Annotated in this window: 22 protein-coding genes and 1 pseudogene; 14 read left to right on the top strand and 9 right to left on the bottom strand. The window is 40.8% G+C overall.

What is annotated here, in order from left to right; genetic code table 11:
- Window positions 1–81: 81 nt before the first annotated feature.
- The 4 genes from AACU25_RS29850 (at window position 82) to AACU25_RS29865 (ending at window position 5,292) form a co-directional block, all read left to right on the top strand.
- A complete protein-coding gene (locus AACU25_RS29850) occupies window positions 82–1,989 on the top strand; it encodes a lipoxygenase family protein (RefSeq protein ID WP_096581867.1) in 1,908 nt (635 codons plus the stop codon).
- 222 nt (window positions 1,990–2,211) lie between these two features.
- The gene (locus tag AACU25_RS29855; protein WP_096581869.1) at window positions 2,212–4,062 is read left to right on the top strand and encodes a right-handed parallel beta-helix repeat-containing protein; all 1,851 of its coding nucleotides are present in this window, start codon (window positions 2,212–2,214) and stop codon (window positions 4,060–4,062) included.
- Window positions 4,063–4,133: 71 nt separating this feature from the next.
- A complete protein-coding gene (gene bcp / locus AACU25_RS29860) occupies window positions 4,134–4,628 on the top strand; it encodes a thioredoxin-dependent thiol peroxidase (protein ID WP_096581871.1) in 495 nt (164 codons plus the stop codon).
- Window positions 4,629–4,647: 19 nt separating this feature from the next.
- Complete coding sequence (locus AACU25_RS29865; protein ID WP_096581873.1) at window positions 4,648–5,292, top strand: restriction endonuclease subunit R; 645 nt, start codon at window positions 4,648–4,650, stop codon at window positions 5,290–5,292.
- A 12-nt stretch (window positions 5,293–5,304) separates the two neighbouring features.
- Here the strand turns inward: AACU25_RS29865 and AACU25_RS29870 are convergent, their stop codons facing one another.
- Window positions 5,305–5,919, bottom strand: coding sequence for a hypothetical protein (locus AACU25_RS29870; RefSeq protein WP_096581875.1), 615 nt, complete (start codon window positions 5,917–5,919; stop codon window positions 5,305–5,307).
- Window positions 5,920–6,025: 106 nt separating this feature from the next.
- On the opposite strand from AACU25_RS29870, the gene AACU25_RS29875 reads away from it, so the two are divergent.
- On the top strand, window positions 6,026–6,652 hold the full coding sequence (locus AACU25_RS29875; RefSeq protein ID WP_096581877.1) for a type I restriction endonuclease: 627 nt from the start codon (window positions 6,026–6,028) through the stop codon (window positions 6,650–6,652).
- A gap of 2 nt (window positions 6,653–6,654) precedes the next feature.
- The gene (locus tag AACU25_RS29880) at window positions 6,655–7,821 is read left to right on the top strand and encodes a cysteine desulfurase family protein (RefSeq protein WP_096581879.1); all 1,167 of its coding nucleotides are present in this window, start codon (window positions 6,655–6,657) and stop codon (window positions 7,819–7,821) included.
- A 145-nt stretch (window positions 7,822–7,966) separates the two neighbouring features.
- Here AACU25_RS29880 and AACU25_RS29885 read toward each other — a convergent pair whose 3' ends face one another.
- Both AACU25_RS29885 and AACU25_RS29890 read right to left on the bottom strand, forming a co-directional pair.
- The gene (locus AACU25_RS29885) at window positions 7,967–9,028 is read right to left on the bottom strand and encodes a cyanophycinase (protein WP_190446028.1); all 1,062 of its coding nucleotides are present in this window, start codon (window positions 9,026–9,028) and stop codon (window positions 7,967–7,969) included.
- 149 nt (window positions 9,029–9,177) lie between these two features.
- Window positions 9,178–10,368 (bottom strand): glycosyltransferase family 4 protein, encoded by a 1,191-nt coding sequence (locus AACU25_RS29890; RefSeq protein ID WP_096581883.1) that lies wholly within the window; start codon window positions 10,366–10,368, stop codon window positions 9,178–9,180.
- Window positions 10,369–10,971: 603 nt separating this feature from the next.
- On the opposite strand from AACU25_RS29890, the pseudogene AACU25_RS29895 reads away from it, so the two are divergent.
- Window positions 10,972–11,883: pseudogene (locus AACU25_RS29895) on the top strand (IS982 family transposase).
- Window positions 11,884–12,053: 170 nt separating this feature from the next.
- The gene (locus AACU25_RS29900) at window positions 12,054–12,335 is read left to right on the top strand and encodes a hypothetical protein (RefSeq protein WP_190446029.1); all 282 of its coding nucleotides are present in this window, start codon (window positions 12,054–12,056) and stop codon (window positions 12,333–12,335) included.
- A 118-nt stretch (window positions 12,336–12,453) separates the two neighbouring features.
- Here AACU25_RS29900 and AACU25_RS29905 read toward each other — a convergent pair whose 3' ends face one another.
- Window positions 12,454–13,173 (bottom strand): response regulator transcription factor, encoded by a 720-nt coding sequence (locus tag AACU25_RS29905; RefSeq protein WP_045867582.1) that lies wholly within the window; start codon window positions 13,171–13,173, stop codon window positions 12,454–12,456.
- A 679-nt stretch (window positions 13,174–13,852) separates the two neighbouring features.
- On the opposite strand from AACU25_RS29905, the gene AACU25_RS29910 reads away from it, so the two are divergent.
- A complete protein-coding gene (locus AACU25_RS29910) occupies window positions 13,853–14,479 on the top strand; it encodes a CPP1-like family protein (RefSeq protein ID WP_096581885.1) in 627 nt (208 codons plus the stop codon).
- A gap of 163 nt (window positions 14,480–14,642) precedes the next feature.
- On the opposite strand, the gene AACU25_RS29915 is transcribed toward AACU25_RS29910, so the two are convergent.
- The 3 genes from AACU25_RS29915 to AACU25_RS29925 all read right to left on the bottom strand — a co-directional run bounded on the left by AACU25_RS29915 (window position 14,643) and on the right by AACU25_RS29925 (window position 17,709).
- Window positions 14,643–15,356: an HAD family hydrolase gene (locus AACU25_RS29915; protein ID WP_096584273.1), complete on the bottom strand. Its 714-nt coding sequence runs from the start codon at window positions 15,354–15,356 to the stop codon at window positions 14,643–14,645.
- A 133-nt stretch (window positions 15,357–15,489) separates the two neighbouring features.
- Complete coding sequence (locus AACU25_RS29920) at window positions 15,490–16,773, bottom strand: IS1/IS1595 family N-terminal zinc-binding domain-containing protein (protein ID WP_096581887.1); 1,284 nt, start codon at window positions 16,771–16,773, stop codon at window positions 15,490–15,492.
- Window positions 16,774–16,929: 156 nt separating this feature from the next.
- Complete coding sequence (locus tag AACU25_RS29925; protein ID WP_096581889.1) at window positions 16,930–17,709, bottom strand: phosphate ABC transporter ATP-binding protein; 780 nt, start codon at window positions 17,707–17,709, stop codon at window positions 16,930–16,932.
- 426 nt (window positions 17,710–18,135) lie between these two features.
- On the opposite strand from AACU25_RS29925, the gene AACU25_RS29930 reads away from it, so the two are divergent.
- The 4 genes from AACU25_RS29930 (at window position 18,136) to pstB (ending at window position 22,297) form a co-directional block, all read left to right on the top strand.
- Window positions 18,136–19,140, top strand: coding sequence for a PstS family phosphate ABC transporter substrate-binding protein (locus AACU25_RS29930; protein WP_190446030.1), 1,005 nt, complete (start codon window positions 18,136–18,138; stop codon window positions 19,138–19,140).
- Window positions 19,141–19,602: 462 nt separating this feature from the next.
- On the top strand, window positions 19,603–20,517 hold the full coding sequence (gene pstC, locus AACU25_RS29935; RefSeq protein WP_096581893.1) for a phosphate ABC transporter permease subunit PstC: 915 nt from the start codon (window positions 19,603–19,605) through the stop codon (window positions 20,515–20,517).
- Between the two features lie 65 nt (window positions 20,518–20,582).
- Entirely contained in the window at window positions 20,583–21,509 is a 927-nt protein-coding gene (gene pstA, locus AACU25_RS29940; RefSeq protein ID WP_096581895.1) for a phosphate ABC transporter permease PstA, read from the top strand.
- Window positions 21,503–22,297: a phosphate ABC transporter ATP-binding protein PstB gene (gene pstB / locus AACU25_RS29945; RefSeq protein ID WP_096581897.1), complete on the top strand. Its 795-nt coding sequence runs from the start codon at window positions 21,503–21,505 to the stop codon at window positions 22,295–22,297. Before pstA ends, pstB begins: the two co-directional genes overlap by 7 nt.
- 11 nt (window positions 22,298–22,308) lie before the next feature.
- On the opposite strand, the gene AACU25_RS29950 is transcribed toward pstB, so the two are convergent.
- On the bottom strand, window positions 22,309–23,523 hold the full coding sequence (locus AACU25_RS29950; protein ID WP_096581899.1) for an RNA-guided endonuclease TnpB family protein: 1,215 nt from the start codon (window positions 23,521–23,523) through the stop codon (window positions 22,309–22,311).
- Between the two features lie 196 nt (window positions 23,524–23,719).
- Entirely contained in the window at window positions 23,720–24,805 is a 1,086-nt protein-coding gene (locus tag AACU25_RS29955) for a RuBisCO accumulation factor 1 (RefSeq protein WP_096581901.1), read from the bottom strand.
- A gap of 289 nt (window positions 24,806–25,094) precedes the next feature.
- On the opposite strand from AACU25_RS29955, the gene AACU25_RS29960 reads away from it, so the two are divergent.
- Window positions 25,095–26,051 carry a response regulator gene (locus AACU25_RS29960; protein ID WP_096581903.1) on the top strand — a complete coding sequence of 319 codons (957 nt, stop codon included), beginning with the start codon at window positions 25,095–25,097 and terminating at the stop codon, window positions 26,049–26,051.
- Window positions 26,052–26,144: the final 93 nt, after the last annotated feature.

The raw sequence follows: 26,144 nt of genomic DNA on the forward strand, positions 1-26,144 counted from the left end.
ATGGGGCATTGGTAATTAGTAATGAGAATTTCTTCTTTAGTCCCCAACTTCCCTTTCCACTGTTGCAAATAGGAGCTGATAATGCAACGCCAAGCACTTTCTACAAAACAACAAGGTCAATATCGCTACAATCCAGCTACTCTTGATGATCAGGGGCCTGCAAGGATTTTTCCCTATGGGGGGGAAGATGGGGTATTGCGCTATATATTGATGACGCTGCGGCAAAATCAGCTAACTCAAGGACAGGTATCTCAGCCTTTGAGTTTGCTGCTGACAGAGGTAGAAAAGCTAATTCATGATTTTGAGGAAAACTTCGATAAATTATCTACTTTGCTGGCAGATTTCGAGATTTTTCAATCGGGATGGTTTAATTTCTATTTGCCACCAAATGAACAGTTTAATGCCAACTATGTGCGTCAACGCAAGCAAATGTTTCAGCGACTTTTAGCAGCAACGAATGCAGCAAAAAAGGCAAATTCTCATGAGCAACAGCGATCGCATTTTTACCAATCCCTAGAACAAAGCGGAAAATGTCAACCTGACTCACCCCAACGCCCCAGAGTTAGCTTAATTCATCAGCGAGATGGTGGGTTAAGCGATCGCGAGTTTGGGCGGCAACGGTTAGCGGGGCAAAACCCAATGGTATTACGGCGTTTGCAATCTGAAGAAAAGGGTAAATTGCAAGCTTGGATCAATCGTCCTTATAAATTGGCTGATGATAGCGTGATAGACTTAGTAGCATCCGCAGGGGCTAACCGTTTGTTTGTTGTTGAATATCCCCTATTGCAAGATTTAAAAGTCACAGATTTGCATTATGGTCGATATGTGGGGAGTCCTACGGCGCTGTTCTATCGCTCTGAGGATGGACTTGAATCATTACTAATTGAGGTAGAAAAAGGCAGAGTCGTCACGAATCAAGATAATTCAGACGATTGGACAAGGGCAAAACTTTCTGTACAAACTGCTGATGTCACCGACCATGAGTTGATTACTCACTTAGCCTATACTCATTTGGCAATGGAGACATTTGCGATCGCCACTGCTCGACAGTTACCAGAAAATCATCCCCTGTCTCGGCTATTGCGTCCCCATTTTCTGTTTCTGTTGGCAATTAATACTAGAGGCAATAGCTTATTGCTGGGTGAAGGTTCTGCTATTGATAAGTTAATGGCGACTACTAGAGAAACTTCTTTAAATTTAATTAATCGCGCTTATAGAAAACGTCCTTTTAGGGAATATTCTTTACTCAATGACATCACAACTCGGGGAATAGAAGCAAAATTCATCCCAGAGTTTCCTTACCGTGATGATGCCTTATTACTGTGGGAAGCGATCGCTAATTATACTACTCGTTATTTACAACGCTACTATGTTGATGACCGCGCAGTCCAACAAGACCTATATCTGCAAGCTTGGACAGCAGAACTCGGCGCACCCTTAGATTCACGTCCGCTATCAGAGTTTGCTCAAGCACCAAGTTGGGTACCTCAAGAATGGGTGAACGCCGCGGGATTGGAGATTGAAGAATTACCCAACTATCCCCGCGTACCAGAGTTTCCAGAAATCACCAGCTTGCAACAACTCATAGATATTGCCACTGTAATTATCTTTACCTCTGGGCCGCAACACGCTGCAATTAACTTCAGCCAGTTTGATTATGTTGGCTATGTTCCCAATGCACCTTTAGCACTTTACAGCCAACCAGATACCCCAAGTACCCTGAAGCAATTGTTACCGCCAGCCTTACAGGATTTAGAACAGATGCAATTAACATTTTCCCTGAGTGGGATTAATTGGGGAAAACTCGGCAGTTCTGACTTAATCAATTTTACCGAAAATGGCGATCGCCAAATCCTCACCCAGTTCCAAAATGAACTCAAAGATATTGAAAGCACAATTACAAACCGCAATCAACAGCGTGTAGCCGATAGCGGTGTTGAGTATCCTTACCTTTTACCATCTCGCATTCCTAACAGCATTAATATTTAGTTATGGGGCATTGGGCATTGGGCATTGGGGAGGCAGTGCGTTGCGGGGGTTCCCCCCGTTGTAGCAACTGCCGTCATGGGAAAGACAGATTTTCTGGTGATTAGCTGACTTGTATTCCCATCTCCCCTTAACCGATAAATATTGCGATCGCTAAAAACTCTTTACCGAAAAATCCAGGTGATAAAGGTAAACTAGCAGATAAAACTGTAACCTGCTGACGCAATGAGCTTCTGCATCAATCCTCAATGCACAAACCCACAGAATAGTAATGATGAACTATTTTGTATTAGTTGCGGCTCAGAACTACTGCTACAAGGCCGTTATCGTGTCGTGCGTCAGTTAGGCGGTGGTGGCTTTGCAGTCACTTTTGAGGCGATAGAAGTCCGCACTAATACGCCGAAAGTGATTAAAGTTCTCACCAACAATCATCAAAAAGCTATAGAACTATTTCAGCAAGAAGCAGAAGTTTTAAGTAAACTTAATCACCCTGGTATTCCCAAAGTTGAGCGCGATGCTTACTTTGTTTATTTTCCCAGAAACAGCCAAAACCCCAGCCATTGTTTTTTCATGGAAAAAATTGTGGGGATGGATTTGCAGAAATATATGGAAAATCGGGGGATGCGACCGATTGATCAGCATTTAGCGCTGCAATGGTTACGAGAATTAGTAACGATTCTTGATCGCGTACACAAACAGAACTTTTTCCATCGAGATATTAAGCCACCTAATATTATGCTCCGGGCGAGTTCTGGGGAATTAGCATTAATTGATTTTGGTACAGCCAGAGAACTTACACAAACTTACTACTTTGCACAGGCTCAAGGTCAGGTAACAGGAATTATTTCCGCAGGTTACACACCACTCGAACAAATGAACGGTCAGGCTGTACTTCAGTCAGATTTTTTTGCTTTGGGACGCACATTTGTTTATTTACTCACAGGTAAACAACCTACTGACCCAGCAATTTATAATTCTTACACCAATGAGATGGGCTGGCGGAGTTATGCACCTCATATTTCGCCCCTGTTGGCAGATTTAATCGACCAAATGATGGCGCATTTACCTGGTCACCGACCAGCTAATACTCAAGAAATTTTACAACGATTAGACCAAATCGACCAAAGTTTACAACCACCACCGCCGCCATTACCACCACAACCCAAATGGCCTAGACGGCGTGTAGTGCAAATGCTAGGTTTTGGTAGCATTGGGTTAGCTATCCCAGTTGGTTTATATACATTTTTGACTAGAAACAAAACGACTCTAACTGTTTCTAGTAATGGATTTGGTGACTACAAAACTATTAGTGACGCAATTAAAAATGCTCAACCTGGTACCCAGATTTTAGTAAATCCAGGTTTTTACCAAGAAAGTTTAATTATTGACAAGCCACTCAAGATTATTGGTGATGGGCCTTTATCTAACATTGTGATTGAAAGTGCAAACTCAAATTGCATTGTTATGCAAACAGACAAAGCAGAAGTCCGAGGTTTAACTTTACGTGGTGTAGCAGGAAAAAAGAACAACAATTTCTTTGCTGTAGACATTCCTCAAGGTCAATTAATCCTAGCTGAATGCGATATTACTTCCGATTCTCTTTCTTGTGTCAGTGTGATTGGTGCAACAGCTAACCCCATTATCCAACAGTGCAAAATCCACGATAGCGTACAAGCGGGAATCTTTTTTCAAAAAAACAGTCGTGGCACAGTACAAGAGTGCGATATCTTCGGTAATGGTTTATCTGGCATAGCAGTTAAAGATAATAGCAGCGCTATGATCCAAAGGTGCAAATTTCATGATGGTAAACAAGGCGGAGTTCTTGTTTATGAGGATGGACAAGCCACTGTGGAAGATTGCGAAATCTTAGGTCATGATTTATCTGGAATGGAAATTAGAACCAATGGTAACGCTGTAATTCAACGCTGTAAAATCAATCAGAATAAGGGACGCGGCGTTTATGTCCACGACGGTGGTTTGGGTACAGTGGAAAACTGCGATTTAAGCGGTAATAATCTCGGTGCGTTTTATATAGATAGTACTTCTAAGGTGCAGCGCAGCGGAAACATAGAATAGACTATCTTCCTTTAAGGGGTGGCAAATATCGGTAAAATTTGAAAGCGATCGCAATTCTTGAATCTTCCAATATGAGCAATATTCCCCAAGTTGGACAACCAGCCCCTAATTTCTCCATTCCTGACCAAAATGGTAATACTGTCAGTCTCGCTGATTTTAGCGGTCAATGGGTGATTCTTTATTTCTACCCGAAAGATAACACCCCTGGTTGTACGACAGAAGCGAAAGATTTTACCGAGTTAAATCAAAACTTCAGCGCCTTGGGTGCCAAAATTTTAGGCGTAAGTCCCGATTCTAGCCAGACTCATTGTAAGTTTATCGCTAAACACAACTTAACAATCACTCTGTTAAGCGACCCAGAACATGAGTTAGCCGAAACTTATGGAATTTGGCAATTAAAGAAGTTTATGGGTAAAGAATATATGGGCGTTGTGCGCTCAACTTTTCTGATTGCTCCTGATGGCAAAATTGCCTATACTTGGCCAAATGTGAAAGTTAAAGCCCATGCTCAACAGGTTTTAACTAAATTACAGGAATTGACAGCTATATCAAGCGCATCATCTTAGAATATAGGCTGAATAACCTATGGTGCAAATTATCCAGGGACAAAATGTCACTCTCGCTTACCTCAAAGAAAACTTTGCTCTGCATAAAGCTGAAGATGAGCAATTTTTTACAGAGTGGTTTGACAATTTACCTGCGATAACAGAATTAGAAACGCAATATTTAGATAGAGTTAAAACTAACTATCTCAGTTTACTGGAAAATGCTCCTCTTTTAGAGGAGGCAGTAAAATTAGTTGTATTGTCGCCCTTACTTGACTTAGCGGGTTTTTATCGTCCGCCTTTTTCCATTGCTACAGAAGAAACTATAGAAATTAGTGAAGATGTAATTATCGGTAATGCAAATAAAGCAGAAGCAGATAAAGAAATTATCAAAGGTAAAATTGACGTACTAGTTATTCAAAATAAGTTGTGGTTACTGATAATTGAATCCAAAAGGTCTACTTTTTCTTTAACTAAAGCAATTCCGCAAGCACTTACTTATATGCTAGCTGCGCCGAATAGTGATGAGCCTGTGTATTCATTAGTGCTAAATGGCGAAGATTTTCAATTTATCAAACTAGGCAGACAAAATAATCCTGTATATGCTCTATCTGATAGGTTCAGCTTATATAGAAGCGAAAATGAACTATATATTGTTTTAAATATATTAAAGAGAATTGCATAAGTTTTAATTTAACTATATAGCAGTCGAATAAATCTGAAAAGGTGCCGATAAAATACCTAATATTTGGTTGATTTCGACAATATAATAGTCTCTTCTATCGATGGATAAATCTTTATCAGTCAGCTTTAAAAATTTCCAATCTGTACCAGTGGTTATTGCTCCATAAATAGTCGTAATGCTATTTCCTTGACGCTGATTGAATATTTGAGCAGCAACCATTTCAGCAATACATTGCCCTAAACCAGCTTTGATGTTTTCATTCTTAGCCTCTACCAAGGTTACTACAGGAGTGCGAATTTCATATATTTCCGCAGATGCAGTAAGTATATAATCACAATAACCATTCAGACCCGATGCGTTATCAACGTTAAACTCTGTCCCAGAAAAGAACCCAACTTTAAAGTTAAAATTTCTTCTCACCTCTAATAAAATAGGAGTAATAATTAGCTCTGAACGAGCTTTTTCTGTATTAATTGCTGTTGCTAAATTCAAGTTCTCTTTCAAAAACGTTTGTAATATTTGGCTGGGGTATATACCAGCAACTTCAGCAAACAAATTATCTGGTTCCTCTATAATTAAGCCAAATTTTTCTCTAACTTGAGCCAGAGTAAATTCACTGTATGCCATCTCTACCACCCACTCTCCATGAATAAGGAAATTTCGCTGATTAATTAAAAGTTTGTAACATTTTGTAAAGCTTTAAAATAGTAATATCAGTTTTGTTGTATCCATCATGATTCAAGTAATCCAAGCTCAAAATGTCGGTCTTGCTTATTTAGAAGAAAGATTTGGTTTGCGACAGTCTGAAAGCGAAGATTTTTTTCCGGAATGGTTCGATTCTCTGCCAGAAATTACAGATTTAGAAAAGCAATATCTAGATAGAGTTAAAACTAACTTTCTGAGATTAGTTAAACGTCCACCAATTTTAGAAAATGCAGTCAAAATGGTGGTATTATCTCCTTTACTAGATTTAGCAGGATTTTATCGCGAACCATTTTTACTAGCTACGGAAGAGTCAATAGAAATTGCGATTGAGGATAAAGACGAAATTGTTAGAGGTCGGATTGACGTTTTAGTTATTCAAGAACAACTATGGTTGTTAGTAATTGAATCTAAAAGAGCTAGTTTTTCCCTTTTAGAAGCTATACCTCAAGCAATCGCTTATATGCTAGCTAATCCTTATCCAGAGAAACCTATCTTTGGCTGTGTAACTAGTGGAGAAGATTTCCAGTTTATCAAGCTCATCCAGCAAGATAAATCGGAGTATGCTTTGTCTGATAAATTTACGTTATCCAAGCGAGAAAATGAATTATATCAAGTTCTCAGGATATTAAAAAAATTAAGTCAAATTTTGAGTTGATTATGTCGAATCGCCCCATCTACCTAGATTGCCATGCTACTACCCCCGTTGATGAACGAGTATTAGCAGCTATGCTGCCTTATTTCACAGAAAAGTTTGGTAATCCAGCAAGTATCAGTCACGTTTACGGTTGGGAAGCAGAAGCTGCTGTTAAACAAACAAGAGAAATTTTAGCAGCAGCTATTAACGCCTCGCCAGAAGAAATTGTGATTACTAGTGGTGCTACAGAAGCCAATAATTTAGCCATTAAAGGTATAGCAGAAGCTTATTTCCAAAAAGGACAACATATTATTACTGTGGCGACAGAACATAAAGCTGTTCTCGACCCCTGTAACTATTTAAAAACACTGGGTTTTGATATTACAGTGCTACCTGTCCAAAAAGACGGGTTAATTGATTTAAATGAGTTAGAAAAAGCTATACGTCCAGAGACAATTTTAGTGTCGGTGATGGCTGCAAATAACGAAATTGGGGTATTGCAGCCACTGTCAGCCATTGGCGAAATCTGCCGCGATCGCAATATTATTTTCCACACTGATGCTGCCCAAGCTATTGGTAAAATTCCCTTGGATGTGCAAGCACAGAAAATTGACTTGATGTCACTGACTGCACATAAAGTATACGGGCCCAAAGGCATCGGTGCGCTATATGTCCGTAGACGCAACCCCAGAGTCCAAATAGCCCCCCAACAACATGGCGGTGGACATGAACGGGGAATGCGATCGGGTACTTTATATACACCGCAAATCGTCGGCTTTGGGAAAGCGGTAGAAATTGCCCTAGCAGAACAGGCGACAGAAAACCAACGCATTACAGCACTGAGGCTCAAACTTTGGGAACAGCTTTCCCAAATACCAGGAGTTCACCTCAACGGACATCCAACCCAACGCCTAGCAGGAAACCTGAGTATTAGCGTTGAGGGAGTAGATGGGGCTGCACTTAGCTTAGGATTACAACCAATCATGGCCGTTTCTTCCGGTTCTGCTTGTAACTCAACCAGTACAGCACCTTCCCACGTTCTCACTGCCTTAGGACACCCCTCACAGCTAGCCTATGCATCAGTACGCTTTGGAATTGGTCGTTTCAATACCCCAGAGGAGATTGATATCATAGCCAAACACGCGATCGCTACTATTCAGAGTTTACGCAAGCAGGCTAGTTTGGTGTGAGGGATTGGGGACTGGGGACTGGGGATTGGGGATTGGGGATTGGGGACTGGGAAAAGGCAGGGGGCAGGGTGCAGGGGGAAAGGGGGAAAAAGAACAAATTAAACATTCCGGTTACTTACCCATTACCCATTACCCATTACCCATTTCAATACGGATCTGAACTAAACCTTCCCCGCTTGACACTCCGGAGATAATAACCTTTGGTGGGCAGGTTTTTTAAGTCGAAGGTATCGCCGCGGGGGACACGCCAAATTTTGTAGTCGTGGAATGTTAAAGGGGTACGGGGTTTGCAAACTTCTGGGGGATGATCGCCTAAAACAAAGTATGCTGCACCTCTCCCCATGACTTTCGCTATCCCGTATTTATCAATGACAACCGATGTTTCTTCGCTAATGGCGATACCTAAAGCACGTTGAGTTTTGCCATCCTGAATTTGACGGGCGATAAAAGCCATAATTCGCCCCATTCTTTTGCGCCTGTCAAAGTGGGTATCGACAATAGTTCCTGCCAAATACCTCCAGTTAAAAAAGTGATAACTGAAGGTAATATCCTGATAAGGGTCTTCCAGCGCATCTCTGGTTTCAATGCCTTCTTCAGAAGAAGCACAAGCATCATAAACAAATTCACTTTGGATCATTGCACCTGCGCTAGTACCCCCAATACCACCACCTCTGGCGTAAACTGAGTGAACCGCAGCCTGTAGCTTAGTATTTTTCCAGTTGCGAATATATTGGCATTGGTCGCCGCCAGCAACGAAGATTACATCTGCTCTGCGGATTTTATCAGCAATTTCCGTTCTGTTGGCATCGTTGCGATTGCTAATAATCAGCGTCTCTACAGACTTCACGCCTTTCATCCCTTGAATCGGCCGATTGTAATCGTGATTACCATAGGTGCGGAGAACTACAACATTCACTTTGGTCGCGCAGTTAGTACCACCTCTAACCTGATGGATCATCCATTGAATCGCCTCCTCTACATCCGGGCCACCTCCACCCAGGTTAAGAACAGGCCCAGCTAGATGAGGTAAGGCAGGTAAAGCAGGTAAGGTCGGTAAGGGAGATAAAGAATCGACATCCTCAGTAATGTCCTGAAAATAGCGTCTCAAGTTTGCTGTAATATGGGTTATGAAGGTGGTTCCCATCTTCAGCAACATGGTTCCTAGGTTCTTTAACCACTTTGCTATATTTGGAAAGGCCTTAGTCATGCTAACCTTCTGGTGCAAACTGCAAATATTGCTAACTCTCTCACCAGAAGGGGTGTAATTCCCAGCGTACAAGGCTTGTACTGTTTTTTAATGCCAAAATTGCAGAGTTATATTTTATTCTCTGTTTGGTTTTTTGCTGCTTGTGTAATTTAAAACCATTGTACTCGCGATCGCTCTTGCACTACTCGCTTGTAAACAGCTTCGGTTTGCTGGGCTAATTTTGGCCAGCTAAAGCGTTTCTCTAAATCCTCATAAGCATTATCTATCAGCCATTGGCGATAACCAGGATTTTTCAACACCTCTAAAATACCCCAGGCAATCGAATCGGGACTGTTCACCCAGGTAACAATGCCTGTTTTTGTATGTTGTACTACTTCCGGAAAACCGCCAGTGTCAGATACAACCACGGGAACCCGAGAAGCAAAGCTTTCTAATGCAACTATACCAAAGGGTTCATAAAGACTAGGGAAAACTGCACAGTCAGCTACAGTCTGAAATTTATCTAAGTATTCATCAGAAAGGAAACCAGTAAAATAGCATTTATGCCAAATTCCCAAATCCCAAGCTTGACGCTTGAGATGGTCAGTATTACCACCACCAACAATCACAAATTTGACATTACCACCCATTTCCCACAGAACCTTGGGTGCAGCATTGAGTAATAAAGGCACACCTTTTTCATAAGTCATGCGCCCAACATAATAAACAATTTTTTCATAATCTTCAGCAAATTGACGGCGAAAAGCTTGAGCATGAAAATCTTCATGATGCTGTTTCTTTTCTGGCCGAATACCGTTAAAAATGACATCAATTTTGTCCCAAGGACTATGTAATGCTCTTTCTACTTCGTGGCGCATATAGTCGCTACAAACGATAATTCGCCAAGCGTTAAAAGCTAACAGATTTTCTTTACCACAGATATATTGTTGTGTATCTGTATGAATACCGTTGTAGCGTCCATATTCAGTCGCATGAATTGTTGCTATTAAAGGTACTTTAAAGTTATTTTTCAGCGCGATCGCTGCATCACCAACTAACCAATCATGAGCATGGATTAAATCAAATGGCCCTTCTTCCAGCATCAGTTTGCCACCATGATGCCCCATGCTATCGTTCAAGTTGACTATCCAGTGAAAAAAGTCTCTACTAGCAGCTACAGGTACACGATGTATATGTACTCCTTCAACTAATTCATACATCGAAGCTTGGCCATGTTCCACAGTAATCAAGTGGATTTCATGTCCTAATTTCACTAATTCTGGATATAACTCCCCTACATGGCGAGCGATTCCACCCACAATCCTGGGTGGAAACTCCCAACTTAACACTAATATCTTCATTAACTGGACTCCCCAAAGCTTTTCAAATTGATAAATAGCTAAAATCTATAATTTATCTAAAGGTACAAGTGTGACAATTAGAGTGAGTATATATACTAAAATTGTCAATATTCTTAACATTCTCTTTGGATTCATCTGTCTGTAAATATGAATATTAGTGAAGCTAACTTTTCATATTTACCTTCATATGCATTCAATAAATTGCCATGATACCGCAACTTCAGATTAATCGCTCAAAAATTTTCAACTCCATAGATGTATAGCTGAAGGGCGAAGGTAAAAATATTGCGATTTATATTAGGAATCCACACAGAAAAAGGCTTTAGGTCTGTGTATCTATCGCATTCTTTTTTAAATTGGTATTATTTAACGTGAGTTCGACGGATAAAAGACGCTAAAAAGCTTGCGAGATATGAAACATGAGAAACTGGGTAGGTGTTGTAATGGCGAGAAGCACCCGTCGGAGGCGATCACTAAGATTGATTGAGAATAAGCAAAAAAGGTATAAAAAAACGCCGAGACTAAAAATATCTAAGAAAAATGAGGGTCTCGGCTGTCTTGGAAAGTTCTGAGCGGAGGCTTCCTCGGCTCAGACTTTCCGCTATGTCTACCATTGTATCTCGCCTCGATATCGTACAAATCTTTTGTGACGTAGATGATTTTTGCAACCAGTGGGAGAACTTGTGGCAAAAAGTACCACAGTTACCATCCACAAAGAGAGAGCGCCGCAGCAAATCAAAAATGCATTTATCAGAGGTGATGACAATTGCGAACGCATTTCACGGTAGTGGTTATAAGACTTTCAAGGAGTTCTACACCTTGCACGTGCTACAAAGTTGGCGTGGAGCGTTTCCCAACTTGGTGAGCTACACCAGGTTTGTGGAACTGATGCCTTGGTGTTTAATGTTGTTGTGCTGTTTTTTACATACACGCACGGGAGAGGTTACAGGGATTAGTTTTATTGATTCTACCCCGATAGATGTTTGTCACAATTGTCGAGCACAAGCCCATAAAGTTTTTAAGGGGTTAGTGAAATGGGGTAAAAATTCTGTGGGCTGGCATTTTTGATTTAAACTTCATTTGATTATTAACGATTGTGGAGAATTACTGGCATTCAAGCTAACTCCAGCTAATGTAGATGACCGTAAGCCAGTACCCGATATGACAAAAGACTTTATTGGTAAACTGTTTGGAGACCGAGGATAATCTGGTCAAAAATTATTTGAGGAGTTATATCAGCGAGGTTTAGAGTTAGTTACCAAATCTCAAAAGAAAATTAAAAACCGTTTGGTCAAACTGATTGATAAAATTCTTTTACGCAAACGGGCGGTAATTGAGTCTGTCAATGACCATCTCAAAAATATGTGTCAAATAGAACACTCTCGACATCTTAGTGTCTTTAACTTTTTGGTCAATCTGATGGCTGGACTAACTGCTTACACCTATTTGCCCAAAAAACCGTCGATTGATATTTACCCAAAAGATTTGTCTGCACTACCTCCTGCCGTTTTTTAGCTCCGTCGAACTCACGTTAAATTACTGGTATGTATTGGTGCATCATCCACATTCGTAGAATGACTTTGAGGACTATGTAAACTTTGTTGTTAGTCACATCAAAGAAGTTCACCAATTCTGACAACTGAAGTCGTCATCATTAACTGCTGACACAGGATGAATAGACAAACTTGTCCAACCTCCTCAGTACTCAGCAATATTTTCAAGTTAGCTATTTAAGCCAGGATTTGGTACAAGCAAGGATGAAAATATCAATCCTTCCTTCTGCCTACTGCCTGATTTTCAATACGCCATTCACGCCAGGTTTTGGCACAAACCTTGCCATGAAAATTTGTCTTTCCCATGCCCCATACCCAATTCCCCATGCCCAGAACCGTTGCGAGTACGTCATTGCCAATCGAGCAGGGCTAAATTTAGACGCACACCAGCTTCGCACAGAACAGAATCGCTAGTATTGTAGCGACTGTACACTTCGTTGCATGTTTTAGATTGATTTGTGCTTACTGACGTTACTTTCGTGACTTAAGTCAAAAGTCAAGAGTTAAAAACTCTGGACTATAGACTAAACATTTAGGAACTAACTTCTAATTGCGGGGAGTGAGTAGGACATTCAAATTTATATCCCACACCGCGCACTGTCTGAATTAATGCCGGCTGGCTAGCATCAATTTCGATTTTTTTGCGAATTTGACCAATATGTACATCTACAACCCGTTGGTCGCCTACATATTCATAGTCCCAGACCTCTTGAATGAGTTCTGCTCGCCGCCAAACTCTACCAGGATGGCTAGCTAAGAAATGTAACAAGTCAAATTCCAAAGCGGTTAAGGGTACTGGTTGGTTGTTCAGCGCTACTTCCCGCCGTACTGGATCGATCATCAGCTTTTCAAAAACTAGGCGTTTTTGTTCAGCTGTCGTAACTACACGTTGTCGTCGCAAAATAGCTGCTACTCTGACTTCTAATTCTCCCAAACCAAAGGGTTTGGTGAGATAGTCATCAGCACCTTTAGCAAAGCCGCGAATTTTGTCAGCTTCGTCTGCGCGGCTAGTTAGCATCAGTACAAAAACACCATTGCGACTTTGCATCTCTTGGCAGAGGTTAAACCCAATCACATCTGGTAAATTTACATCTAAAATCACCAAATCAGGGTTAAATTGCTCAAATAGCGCTAAGGCTGTCTTACCATCCTCAGCAGCTTCTACTTGATAACTCTGCTTAATTAAAAAGCGTTGGATTAAATTCCGAACCGCTGGGTCGTCATCAACTACAAGAATCTTGGCAGGAGCCATGACCATCACTTTGCACAAAAATTCATAGGATTAACAAGAGAATTGCGTAAAAACGCTGTTTCCACTTAGGGAATTCGTTAAAAATCTACAAGGCTAAGAGATGCATTTCCTGACTATCTAAAATAATAGTGTAATCATGTTTTGGATAATTCAACCAGTAAACAGACAAGCATATCAGTGCAAATACTGTAATGCTGGCTAATCTTGTATCCAGAAACTAGGAATTTTGCCCTCAGCCACAGCAGTTTAGTAACCTAGAAGACTTTCTGATCCCAAGTAAGTGGTAATTGAAATTGTTTCAATATTAAATCGATATGCGGATCGATACCACCTAAAATGCTTAAACTGATTGAAGAAAACTCCAAATTGCAGGAGTCAGTGACTAAGAAGGAAATAGAAAGTTTAATTTTTTCATAAATTATTGTATTTTAGGTATTCTTAGTTCAAATTCTAGAGTAGGGCTAGAACTATTCAACGACATGGGGGGATACACGGAGTTATAGCAATATGTTAAAGTGACTTATAGTTAAAATTCCCAAGTCGATCAAACTAACCCATGCTAGTATCCTGGTATGGCAGGAAATTTGATTGGCATTAGGATTACAATCAAAATAAAAGCTAAAGTTGTATTTCTGTCAACAAAAGACTGCCGCTGACCGAGGCTGAAGTATAAACTCCCATGAGCGATCAAAATCCCTACGAAAAACTTGGGGTATCAGAAGATGCTAGCTTCGACGAAATTCAGGATGCTCGCAATCGCCTATTGGAGCAATACAGTGGCGATGCCAAGCGTTTAGAAGTCATTGAAATTGCCTACGACGCGATTTTAATGGAGCGCTTGCGGATGCGCCAGGAAGGTAAAATTAAAGTTCCTGAGCGAATTCGGTTTCCTGAAACTCGAGTGCAATCGCTTCCCAAAGAAAGCCCAACTAAGATTGAGCAGTCACCAGCATGGCTGCAACGTATGCTGGATCAGCCCACAAAAGCTGATGTGCTGTTACCTGGAGCTTGGTATGCGGGTTTGAGTGCCGCTAGCCTGTTCTATCCAGCAGCAGGCGATCAGGTTTTGCAGCTAGTTTTAGTGGTTGGGGTGGGAATTAGTATTTACTTTCTCAATCGTAAAGAAGGTAAATTTGGTCGAGCAGTTTTATTCACGCTAGTTGGGCTAATTATTGGTTTAATCCTTGGAGGGTTAGTTGCTAACTGGCTTTTACCGCAAGTACCATTCATTAGTCTCACATCAAATCAGTTTTCTACAGTATTAACGTTCGTCTTGTTATGGTTGGTTAGCAGCTTTTTACGTTAATTTCGGGACTATGTTGACTCGAATTTGTCTGTGCCAAAGCTGCCCAAATAAATTTTCTGAATATTTCAGATTTTGGCTGACTAATGGGTAATGGACTATACAATTTCAGGTCTATTACCCATTACTATTGCCAAGTCCTGTAATATTGCACCATCACAAGCGACTAACCGATAGAAAGCGATCGCTGATTTTTAAGTCCAGTTTCTAAAATGAAATCAACAGCTGCACTTAAATTCGGCACAAGAAACTCAGGGTGGTAAAGTTCTAATTGAGCGCGATCGCGGATACCAGATTCCACTGCGATCGCCTTAATATGATGTTTTTTCGCCGCCGTAATATCGGCTTCCGTGTCTCCCACCATCCAGCTATCAGCCACAGCCGGTAGTTCCTCAATTGCCCGCGTCATCAATAAAGGCTTATCTTCAATATCACGGGTTTTTACATAGTCGTTAGCTAGGCAATAGCAGCGATTCTCAGGGAAAAATCTACCTAGCTGGAATTTTTGGAAAGCATAGTCTAATTCCCAAACCCGGCGCATTGTCATCACTGCTAAATCAACTCCAGCAGCTTGAATCTTTACTAGCGCTTCCACTGCACCAGGGACTAGAGTATCATATTGAAAGTAATGCTCAGTATGTACTGTTTGCCGCCGCAATTGTGCAAATTCTAATGCCTGTGCTTCATCCAATCCAGAATTGATCGCAATTTGTTTTTCTGGAACTCGCGATCGCTTCAGTTGCCAAAATTCTGCCTTAGAAAGTTCTCTTACAGATTGATCGGAACGTCGGGTTTTTTCTAAACAAAATTGATAAACACGGTAATATCTTTCAGAGACATCAACAATAGGGCCGTCGAAGTCAGTAATTAGTCTTAGCATCGGCGGAAAAGCAAACATTAATTTTTATTAAATTATCTCATATATTGTTACCTTTTGGGAGTTTGGGCTTAAGTGTTTGGTGTTTTCCCAATTACCAATTACCAATTACCAATTACCCATTACCAATTACCAATTACCCATTACCCAAATCCGACTTCACTACTTCAAACTCCCGACCACTGGGCTTTAAACTAAATTGGGGAGATGATTGCAAGAATTTGGTGAAATTAGCACCTAACTTGAGTTTTTTGACAATCGCATTAGGAGATTGTCCAGATATTTTCTGTAACTCTGTTCCTAATTTGGATACAGTTAAGTTGACTTTAGGAGACTTGGCTTCCATATTGCCAATAATGTCTCCCAGTAATTTTTCCAAGTCTTCCTTTGAGCCAATTTCCTTAACTTCTACTGTATTCGTCTGTGCGGCTAAATCCGCTTTGTCTGAAGATGGAGTGGATTTGTCTTCTAAGTTTTGCGGGTTGCTGTTAGAATCTAGTTCGCAACGCTCTTGAAATAGATTAGCGATCGCATTTAAATTGCTCAGTCTTGAGTTAATAGATTCCTGTTCAGACTTAATTAAGTCCTGAATTTTATCTACAACCCCTTCTAAGGAAGGAATTGCGATTGCTTGTGATAGAGAATAAAAGATAAATTCTCCGGTAGTTTTATTCTCGATATGTAAAGTTTGAGATTTTCTCCGCACCCAATATACTGTTAAGCCTTGGTTTTGTAGTTCATTGCATAGGTGGGTTAAAATACCATCTCCTGAACAAACAAATATTGCTTTAACTGTGGGATAACAATTTAATAGGCTCGCACCAACAGCAATCATTTTCGCATCAGCGCTGTCTTTACCTCCAGGGACATGAAAAAGTTGATAGCCACGTTCATATAATTCTGTATCTTGCTTTCCATTACTGGGAGTCTTCCAGTTAGCAAATGCAATTTTTACTTGTAGGGGATAATTGCAGATACTAGCTAAAAACTCTTCAGCCGCAATATCTATTTTTAAGTTTTCTGCATCTAACAGTAACAGAGAAATTCCTGTATCTTGCTGCGTTTGATTCTCAATTTGAGGTTTGATTTTTTGAATAAATTGGTCTAATGCAGGAGATTCTAAAAATTCTGGTGATAATAGAGTTTGCAACAGTTCTTGAGCTAAAGTTAAACCTTGAGATTCAGAATTTTTCTCTTGTTTTATCTCTGTAGACAAATTTTCTATTAAAGCGAGTTCTTGTGCATCAGCTAAAGGTATTTGAGAATGTCCATTGCTATCCCCAATCCACTCATTTTCTACAGACTTCAGTAATACAGGCTCAATAAATTGTTTACGGCAATTTTTGCACAAATAATACTGCTTACCATTCCTATGGCCGTTTTTGCGATATGAAGTAGAGGCGCATCGGGGACATTTCATCTTCTTATTTAGCTTGTCTTGTGCTGATATTTACCTCTAATTTTGCAATCTGAAAAGTCAAGTTTACAAAGTTTAATAAATTTACTAGTCCCTGCTTGAGAATGTCTTCTAGCTAAGATTAGTCATGAACTTTGTACGATCTATGTAAAAAATGCTTTAATTCATCCGTGGTAAAACATACTCGCGGGTGCGCTGATCTGAAGGATTAGTAAAGATTTTCGTAGTGGAGCCAAATTCAACTAGGCTGCAAACCCGATTTTCGTTGGGTTGAAAAAAAGCCGTAAAATCTGATACACGAGTCACCTGTCGCATATTATGGCTGACAATCACAATTGTGATCTCAGAGCGTAAACTTTGGATTAACTCCTCAATTTTGCCGCTGGCGATGGGGTCTAGTCCAAAACAAGGCTCATCCATTAAAATAACTCTGGGCTTAACGGCTAAAGCACGAGCAATACAGAGCCGTTGTTGTTGACCTCCAGAAAGTTCCAAAGCAGATTTATGCAGCTTATTTTTCACTTCATCCCAGAGATCAGCAGCTTTAATGGCAGATTCAATAATTGCATCTAATTCTGATTTCGGATACCAGCCAACGAGTTTAACCCCATAGGCGACATTATCATAAACGCTCATGGGAAAGAGATTTGGTTTAGGTAAAACCATACTAATTTGGCGACGTACCCGATTTAAATTTACGCGACGCTCATAGATATTTTGACCAAAAAATTCTACTCTCCCTTCAACTTTTATTTCTCCTTCTAATTCACTCATGCGATTGAGAGATTTGAGAAAAGTAGATTTACCACAACCACTAGGGCCAATAATGGCAGTAACTTTGTCTTGGTAAAAATCTAATGATATATCTTCAAGTATCTTCTTATTTTCGTAATAAAAGCTAAAATTGCTGACTTTTATAGCCGTAACTATTTTACTCATGGTCACAAAATATTTGATCTCAATATTGAGTTAGCAGAATTGTGAAACTCCTATTCCGTATTACGTTATTTATCTAACCCTATTTATGAAGTATTTGTAAATTTTTGCTATGCCGAAAAGTTGGAAAAAAAGATTGTACAAGTAAAAATCTCCAAAAAATAACTAAATTAGATGCTTAATTGATGACATTTGGGCTTTAGGTAAAGTATTAAGGGCTTGACAAAAAGTCATTATTAGTTGGTGTCACAAATTAGCCTCCATATAACCAGGAGTTAACTTTTATATTACCTGAGCCAGTCAAATTTCATGTAGTGAACAGTTAACTGATATGTTCACTAACTCTGAACTTCAGAAGAACAATCTGCTTTTACACTGATTGGGCGACAACTGTACGCCCGACAAATTAGGAGTATCCTGGTGAACAAGATGAACTTTAAGCTTAACAGCTTGACTGTATTAGGTGTAACTTCATTGGTAGCTGCTACTTTTGGGTTAACAATGTCTGCGGTTCAGTCCCAAAGTGTTAGCACAATAACAGTAGATGGTTCTAGTACTGTATTTCCCATTACGGAAGCAGCAGCGGAGGATTTTCAAAAGGCTCAAGGCGGTAGAGTAAGAGTTACCGTAGGTGTTTCTGGTACTGGCGGCGGATTTAAAAAATTCTGTCGTGGTGAAACAGCTATTTCTAATGCTTCCCGTCCGATTCTGCAAAAAGAAATCAGCGATTGCAAAGCTAATGGTGTTCGTTATGTAGAATTACCAATAGCTTATGATGCTTTAACAGTTGTAGTTAACCCGCAAAATACCTGGGCAAAAAGCCTTACAGTAGCTGAACTCAAGAAGATTTGGGAACCAGGGGCACAAGGTAAGGTTAGTAATTGGAGTCAAGTCCGTTCTGGGTTCCCCAATGCACCACTGAAGTTATTTGGCCCTGGGACTAATTCTGGAACTTTTGACTACTTTACCGAAGCTGTGGTTGGTAAAGCTAAATCTAGCCGGGGTGATTTTACCGCCAGTGAAGATGATAACGTTTTGGTACAGGGTATTTCCCGTGATAAAAATGCCTTGGGCTACTTTGGTTATGCTTATTATGCAGAAAATAGCAAAAGGCTGAAAGCTGTAGCAGTTAATGGGGTATCACCATCAGAAGCTACTGTCAAAAATGGCAGTTATACTCCTCTATCCAGACCACTATTTATTTATGTCAGTTCAAAATCAATTGATAAACCAGAAGTAAAGCAGTTTGTCAAATTTTACTTGCAAAATGCTGCTAAATTCTCTAAAGAAGTTAGATATGTAGCGCTGCCAAGTTCAGCTTACACTACAGCGCAAAGCCACTTCAACAAAAAGAGATTTGGTAGCGTATTTGGTGGTCAAGAAGCAGTTGGTTTAAAGATTGACGAACTAATGCGCCGCGACGCTAAAGAATAAACTCATTTCTGAAGTTTGAATTGGGTTGAATTGAGTTTGCGACACATCAATATATTCTAGAGGGCACGGCGTGCCCATTGGTGTCAAATTAACGTGAAACCCGCTTGGCTGCAAGGTTTCGCCCTCACCCCCAGCCCCTCTCCCACCAGGAGAGGGGAGCAAGAGATTCAATTCCCCTTCTCCCTGAGGGAGAAGGGGTTAGGGGATGAGGGCGCGAGGTATTTGTACAACACGCACCGTATATAGCTTTTAGCTTAAGTTGACACCAATGGGGCGTGCCGTGCCCCTACAATCTGTCGCATTCTTTTTTCAAATTAGTATTAGATTTTAAATTTTGGATTGTATTTGTCAATCTAAAATCTCAAATCAAAACTTGTTTGATGATTTATTTAAGGGAGGTTTTTACCTCTCTTTATCTTAATTGAAGTAGATTTTTTCAAGAGCGATCGCTATCTGGTTAATATGATTGGTGCTAAACCAACTCGACTTTCTCCCAAACTATTGCGTAATCTGCGGGAACGGGCTATTGAGTTTGTCTTGTTTCTCGCAGCATTGTCTTCTGTGGCGACTACCATAGCAATTGTCGCCATCTTGGTTTACGAGTCCATACTATTTTTTCAAAAAGTATCTCTGTGGGAATTTCTTACAGATACCCAATGGACACCTTTGTTTGACGACAAGCACTATGGTATTTGGCCTTTGGTGTCAGGAACTTTAGTAACTACCGTAGTTGCTTTATTAGTAGCAATTCCACTCGGGACAATTATTGCTATTTACCTCAGTGAATTTGCGCCACCGATAGTTCGAGAGGTAATCAAACCAATTTTAGAATTATTAGCAGGGATTCCTACAGTAGTTTACGGGTATTTTGCCTTACTGTTTGTTACGCCTTTATTGCAGATAATATTGCCAGAATTACCTGGTTTTAATATGTTGAGTGCGGGTTTAGTCATTGGAATTATGATTATTCCCTATGTGAGTTCCTTGAGTGAAGATGCGATGCGCGCCGTACCTGCACATCTGCGCGAAGGTTCTTATGCAACTGGTGCGACTCGCCTGCAAACAGCCTTACGAGTTGTAGTACCAGCATCGATTTCTGGGATATCAGCAGCTTACATTTTGGGGATTTCCCGTGCAGTTGGTGAAACGATGATAGTGGCGATCGCAGCCGGCGGTCAACCTAACCTCACGTGGAACCCAATGGAACCAGCCGCAACCATGACGGCTTACATTGTTGCAGTCAGTCTTGGCGATTTACCACATGGCACTTTGGAATACGAAACTATCTTTGCTGTGGGGCTAACTCTAGTATTAATGACTTTGGTATTTAATATCATTGGTCATTTTTTGACTAAGCGCTATCGAGAGATTTATTAGTTTGTTATTTGGCATTTGTCATTGGTCATTTGTCAGTTAATTACGAATTACGAATTACGAATTGCATGACGACAACTCATAATATGCGGCAAATACGCGCTATTATCAACCGCAACAAGCTTTCTGAATATATTTTTAGTATTGTTGGCTTGTTGTCAATGTTGATTGGAATTGTGACTCTACTAGCACTAATATTTGACTTAGTTAGTGATGGTGCGCCGCGTCTTTCTTGGGAGTTTCTTACTTCTTTTCCTAGTCGTAGGGCAGCGAATGCCGGTATTCTTTCGGCTTGGGTAGGTTCACTTTTAGTCATGCTAGTAACGGCATCGGTTGCAATTCCGATTGGCATAGCTTCTGGGATTTACTTAGAAGAATATGCCCAGAAAAATTGGCTGGCTGATTTGATTGAAATTAATGTCACTAATTTGGCTGGTGTGCCATCCATAATTTATGGACTTTTAGCCTTGGGTTTATTTGTCTATGGTTTCAATTTAGGCCCTAGTGTGGTGACAGCAGGATTGACATTAGCCCTATTAGTTTTACCTGTGGTAATTGTCACCACACGGGAAGCGTTGCGCGCTATTCCTAATAGTATCCGCGAAGCTGCCTACGCTACTGGTGCATCTAAATGGCAAATGATTTGGGATCATGTTTTACCTTATGCAACTGGTAGCATTCTCACAGGAATTATTGTGGCTTTAGCACGCGCTATTGGTGAAACTGCACCTCTAATTACTATAGGCGCACTGACATTTATTGCCTTTCTTCCAGAGTCTCCAATTAAAGGGGAATTTCCTTTTATCTCCTTGTCTTGGCTATTAGCACCTTTCACAGTTATACCCATTCAAATGTTTGATTGGGTGTCTCGTCCCCAAGAAGCATTTCAAGTAAACGCCGCCGCCGCAGGTATTGTACTAATTGCCATGACTTTGGCTATGAATGCTGTCGCCATTTATCTTCGCTATCGTTTACGTAAAACAATCAAATGGTAGAAAAAAAATCTTCAATTTTAGAAATACCGATTAAAGCTGTGGTTAATTATCTCAATTTCTACTATGGTGGCAAAGTCCACGCTTTAAAAGATATTAATATGCCCATCGGTGATAAACAGGTAACAGCACTGATTGGGCCTTCTGGATGTGGTAAAACTACTCTCTTGCGTTGTTTCAACCGAATGCATGACCTTTATCCGGGGAATCGTTATCGCGGAGAAATTAGTTTAGAACCAGATGGAATTAATTTGTTGAGTAATAAGGTTGACCCCATTGAAGTCCGGATGCGGATTAGTATGGTGTTTCAAAGACCTAATCCTTTTCCTAAGTCTATTTACGAAAATGTAGCTTATGGTTTGAGGGTGCGGGGTGAAACAAAACGCGCGATTATTGATGAAAAAGTCGAGAAAGCTTTGCGTGGTGCAGCGTTATGGGATGAAGCTAAAGATAGATTGCGTGATTTAGCTTCTAACCTTTCTGGTGGTCAACAACAACGGCTTTGTATTGCCCGTGCTTTAGCAACTGACCCAGAAATTGTACTATTTGATGAGCCGACATCGGCTTTAGATCCCATCGCTACTTCTAGTATTGAAGAGTTAATTACTCAACTGAAGAAAACAGTCACAATTTTAATTGTCACTCACAATATGCAACAAGCCGCCCGTGTTTCTGACTATACGGCGTTTATGTATTTGGGCGAATTAGTAGAGTTTGACAAGACACAAACGATTTTTAATCATCCTGCGAATAAAAGAACGGCTGATTATGTAAGTGGGTTGTTTGGTTGACACTCCCCCGTTTATAAAACGGGGGATTCTTGGGTCAAAAGGGAGCTATTGCTTAACCCCTCGCCAAGCATCTTGACCGTATGCCCTACGGCTGCAAGTCCACGCTGCATCACCACCATAGCGGCTGCAACGTCTCTATCGGTTTGAAATCCACATTCACCACAGCGATGCACTCGCTCAGATAAGTCTTTTTTGCCTGTGTGGTGGTTGCAGTTTGGACAGGTTTGGCTAGTACCATCAGGATTGACTTTTGCAAAATAAACCCCTCGCTTCCAGCAGACCCATTCCAAGATAGAAAGAAATTTACCAAAGCCAGCATCTAAACTATGCTTTGAAAACATCCCAAAAGCCCAAGCTTTGAGGTTCAAATCCTCAGCAAAGATCATTCCGCCTTGATCACATAGGTGATGCGCCAACTTGAAATGAAAATCTGCGCGGTTGTTGTGAATGTGTTCATGTAGTCGTGACACTTTCTGTTGAGCTTTGCGCCAATTATTTGACCCCAATTTTTTGTGGCTTGCTCTTTGTTGCAGTAATCGCAGCTTGCATTGGAGATCCACGAAAAATTTAGGTCTAGCAATTTGCTCACCAGTAGAGGTGGCTAAAAAACTTTTTAGCCCCAAATCAATACCAATTGGTTGACCGTGTGGCGCGAAACTTGGAACATCAACATCGGTAGAGAGCGTGAGCATCACATACCATCCTGAAGCCTTCTTCACCACTTGAGCTTGTTTGGCTACAAACCCATCTGGGATAGGTCGGGATAATTGCATCTTCACCCAACCAACACCAGGAAGCTTAACTTTGCTACCTTGAATTGGATTCACACCTAGTTGAGGAAACAGCAAAGAACGCATTCTTCCTTGTTTTTTAAATCGAGGGAAGCCTCTCTCAGATTCCCACATCCCAATAAAAGCTTTCTCTAGTCGCCTCAACACTTGTTGCAACATTTGAGAATTTGCTGCATTGAGGTTAGGATTAGTTTTCCGAGCTTGGGTTAAAGCTTTGCATTGAGACGCGAATGTGGGACGCGGTGCATCGGCTCTAATGATGTACTCACTTTTGATACTGCAAGCATCGATTCTGCATGACCTTGAGTTATACCAATCTTTCCTCTGGGCTAACGCAAAATTCCACACCCTGCGAGATGTTTCTAGCCATGCGTCGTAGGTTTGAGACTGTTGCTGATTTAGTTTTAGGCGATAGGTATAATTTAGGTTTAGCATCTTGCCAGGATCTTGCCTATGATATCTTAAAAACGGGTAGACTGTTTTTAAAGCCGAATAAATTCGGCACATTCGTTCATATCCCCCGGTTAGAAACCGCGGGCTTTACGCATCACAACCGTAATGGGTAATTGCTTGTGATTAAAAAGCCCTACCCTCAAAAATGAAGATAGTACGGAAGTTGAATCATTATTGATTATTCGTCAATTTGCCAAGAATCTTTGGTGATTTCTTCATCAAGGATTCTCTTAGGACGCAAGATGATAATAATCTTTCCTAATAGGGGAATTTCTGGGTCATTTTCAAACCACTGAATGTCTAATTCACCGGAATTTTCTAATATAAAATAGCTGGAAGCATCCCATTGCCGTTGGGCGCGATCTACTACTACTAAAACTTGTCCTGGTTGATTTTGGCTTTGGTTAGGCAGGCGATCGCTATTCGCTATAATCACTACTGGGTCTTCGGCACTCAATAGCACTTGCCAACCTGGTAAGGGTACCCAAGCTTGTTCGCCAGTAAATTTAACCATACGAAATGGTTGATTTTCAGTCACTAATGGCACCGCTTTTAAGTCGTTTGGTGTCAACGGTAACTCACCAGCTACAGGGACAATTCTTGGTAATTCTTCTTCAGACTCTAGGCGATAAAAGGGTAACAGAGGAGCCGGACGTTTAGGAACGACAGTAAAATCTGTGAGTAATTGTTCAATTTGTTTCCTAGCCGATGCTGTGTGTGCAAACCGTAAGCCTTTAGCAATTAAACGCGATCGCTCTTGAAAATCGCTGTTTTGTCGTGCTAGTTTCCATGCACTATAAGCTATAGCATCTCCGGGATGATTAGAAAATCCTTCTGGAAAGATACGGAAGCGGGAAAACTCTTTATAGGCTTTGGCTACTTCCCTGGCTTCATCCATGTCAAGTTTGTGCTGGAAAGTCAAGTCAGCAGCAGCAGCGCGTTCTTCGTGGGTAAGCAAGCGTAACTCATATAAAATATCACTGCCGCGTGTGGCGTAATGCGATCGCGTTGCTTCCGATGCACCGCCTTTTTCTAAAGAATTATAAACTTGAGAACCAACAACTACCTGATTTTGTTGAATTGGCTCAAATCCAGTAGCCTCAAAAATCTCTTGAGGATTGTAACCATTTTTTTGCAAATAAGCGATCGCTTGACCCCATTCCACCCAGTTACCTTGCTTTTGCCGTAACTTTATTAGCAACTCCTGGGCGGTATCTGAATCAGCGTTGTCAGGACTTTGAGCGTTGGGTGGTAGGTCAGTCATACGTTAATAATTAATACCGGCTCGGCAAATCTTATTCTATAGGAAAAAAGCCGGAAAACCCTGTACTCAAATGCAGGTGTAAAAGATGGGGATGAGGAAGATGAGGGAGAACGAACTAAACAATAAATCCCATTACCCATTACCCATTACCCATTACCCATTACCCAATCCCCAATCCCTAGTTCCCTATTATTTAACGACATCCGCAATTCTTCGCAAGGCTGGGTAATGTATTATCAACTAGACTTGGTATGGAATATAACAAGAAAGTAAATATTTTAAGGCATTTATGGATAATCTCAGTTTGGAAACTAATACAGATCGTCGTCAATTAAGAACTTTAGATAGGCCGAAAAAACTCAAAATCCTGGTGGTTGATGATGAACCAGATAATCTAGATCTGCTGTATCGCACCTTCCGCCGGGATTTTCAAGTTCTCAAGGCGGATAGCGGGATGAACGCCTTACAAATGTTGGCAGCAGAGGGAGAGGTGGCGGTAATTATCTCTGACCAACGAATGCCAGAAATGAAGGGAACTGAGTTTCTCAGTAAGACTGTACCTCAGTTCCCAGATACAGTGAGGATTATCCTTACAGGTTTTACTGATATTGAGGATTTGGTTGAGGCAATTAATGCTGGGCAAGTCTACAAATATATTACTAAGCCTTGGGACCCTGGGGAATTGAAGGCGGTAGTCCAACGGGCAGCCGAAACCTACGATTTACTGAAGCAACGCACAGAGGAATTACGCTGTGCTAATGCTCAAATGGCACTGTTGACTGTTTTAGTAGAAGTAACACAAGCTGCTAATAGTTTAGAAGAAATACTGAAACCTATTGCTACTGCATTTAGTCAAAGTTTTGGCTCAGATGCCTGCATTCTGCAACTAATTGAAAATAATAATTTAATTGCAACTCAAGGGTCTTACAGTGAAGGCGGTAGTGTAGAAAACTGGCTAGCTCAAGACCCCTTAACTAGCGAGGCGATCGCTACTGGCAATATTCAAGTTTCACTAAATATACTTAAAGATCCAAAATTGTCTAGTGTTGCTCATTACCAAAATTATGGTGTCCAAGCACACTTAATTATTCCCATTAACTATCGCAACAAAGTTATGGGGGTATTATCGCTACAGTGGAAACAACCACACACTTTGCGAGATGATGAATTAAAGCTAATCAATTTATCAGCACAATTGGTAGCGATCGCTCTCACGAGCAGTTTCTATCATCAGACACAAATTTAGTTAAGTGTCAACAGTCTAGGGTCTAAACTTCAACTCTTGACTTTTGGCCCTTGACTACAGACGCGATGAATCGCGTCTCTCCCACTCTTGACA

It is taken from the genome of Tolypothrix tenuis PCC 7101 (assembly GCF_963874875.1).
In the GTDB taxonomy this organism is placed as follows: Bacteria; Cyanobacteriota; Cyanobacteriia; order Cyanobacteriales; family Nostocaceae; genus Aulosira; species Aulosira tenue.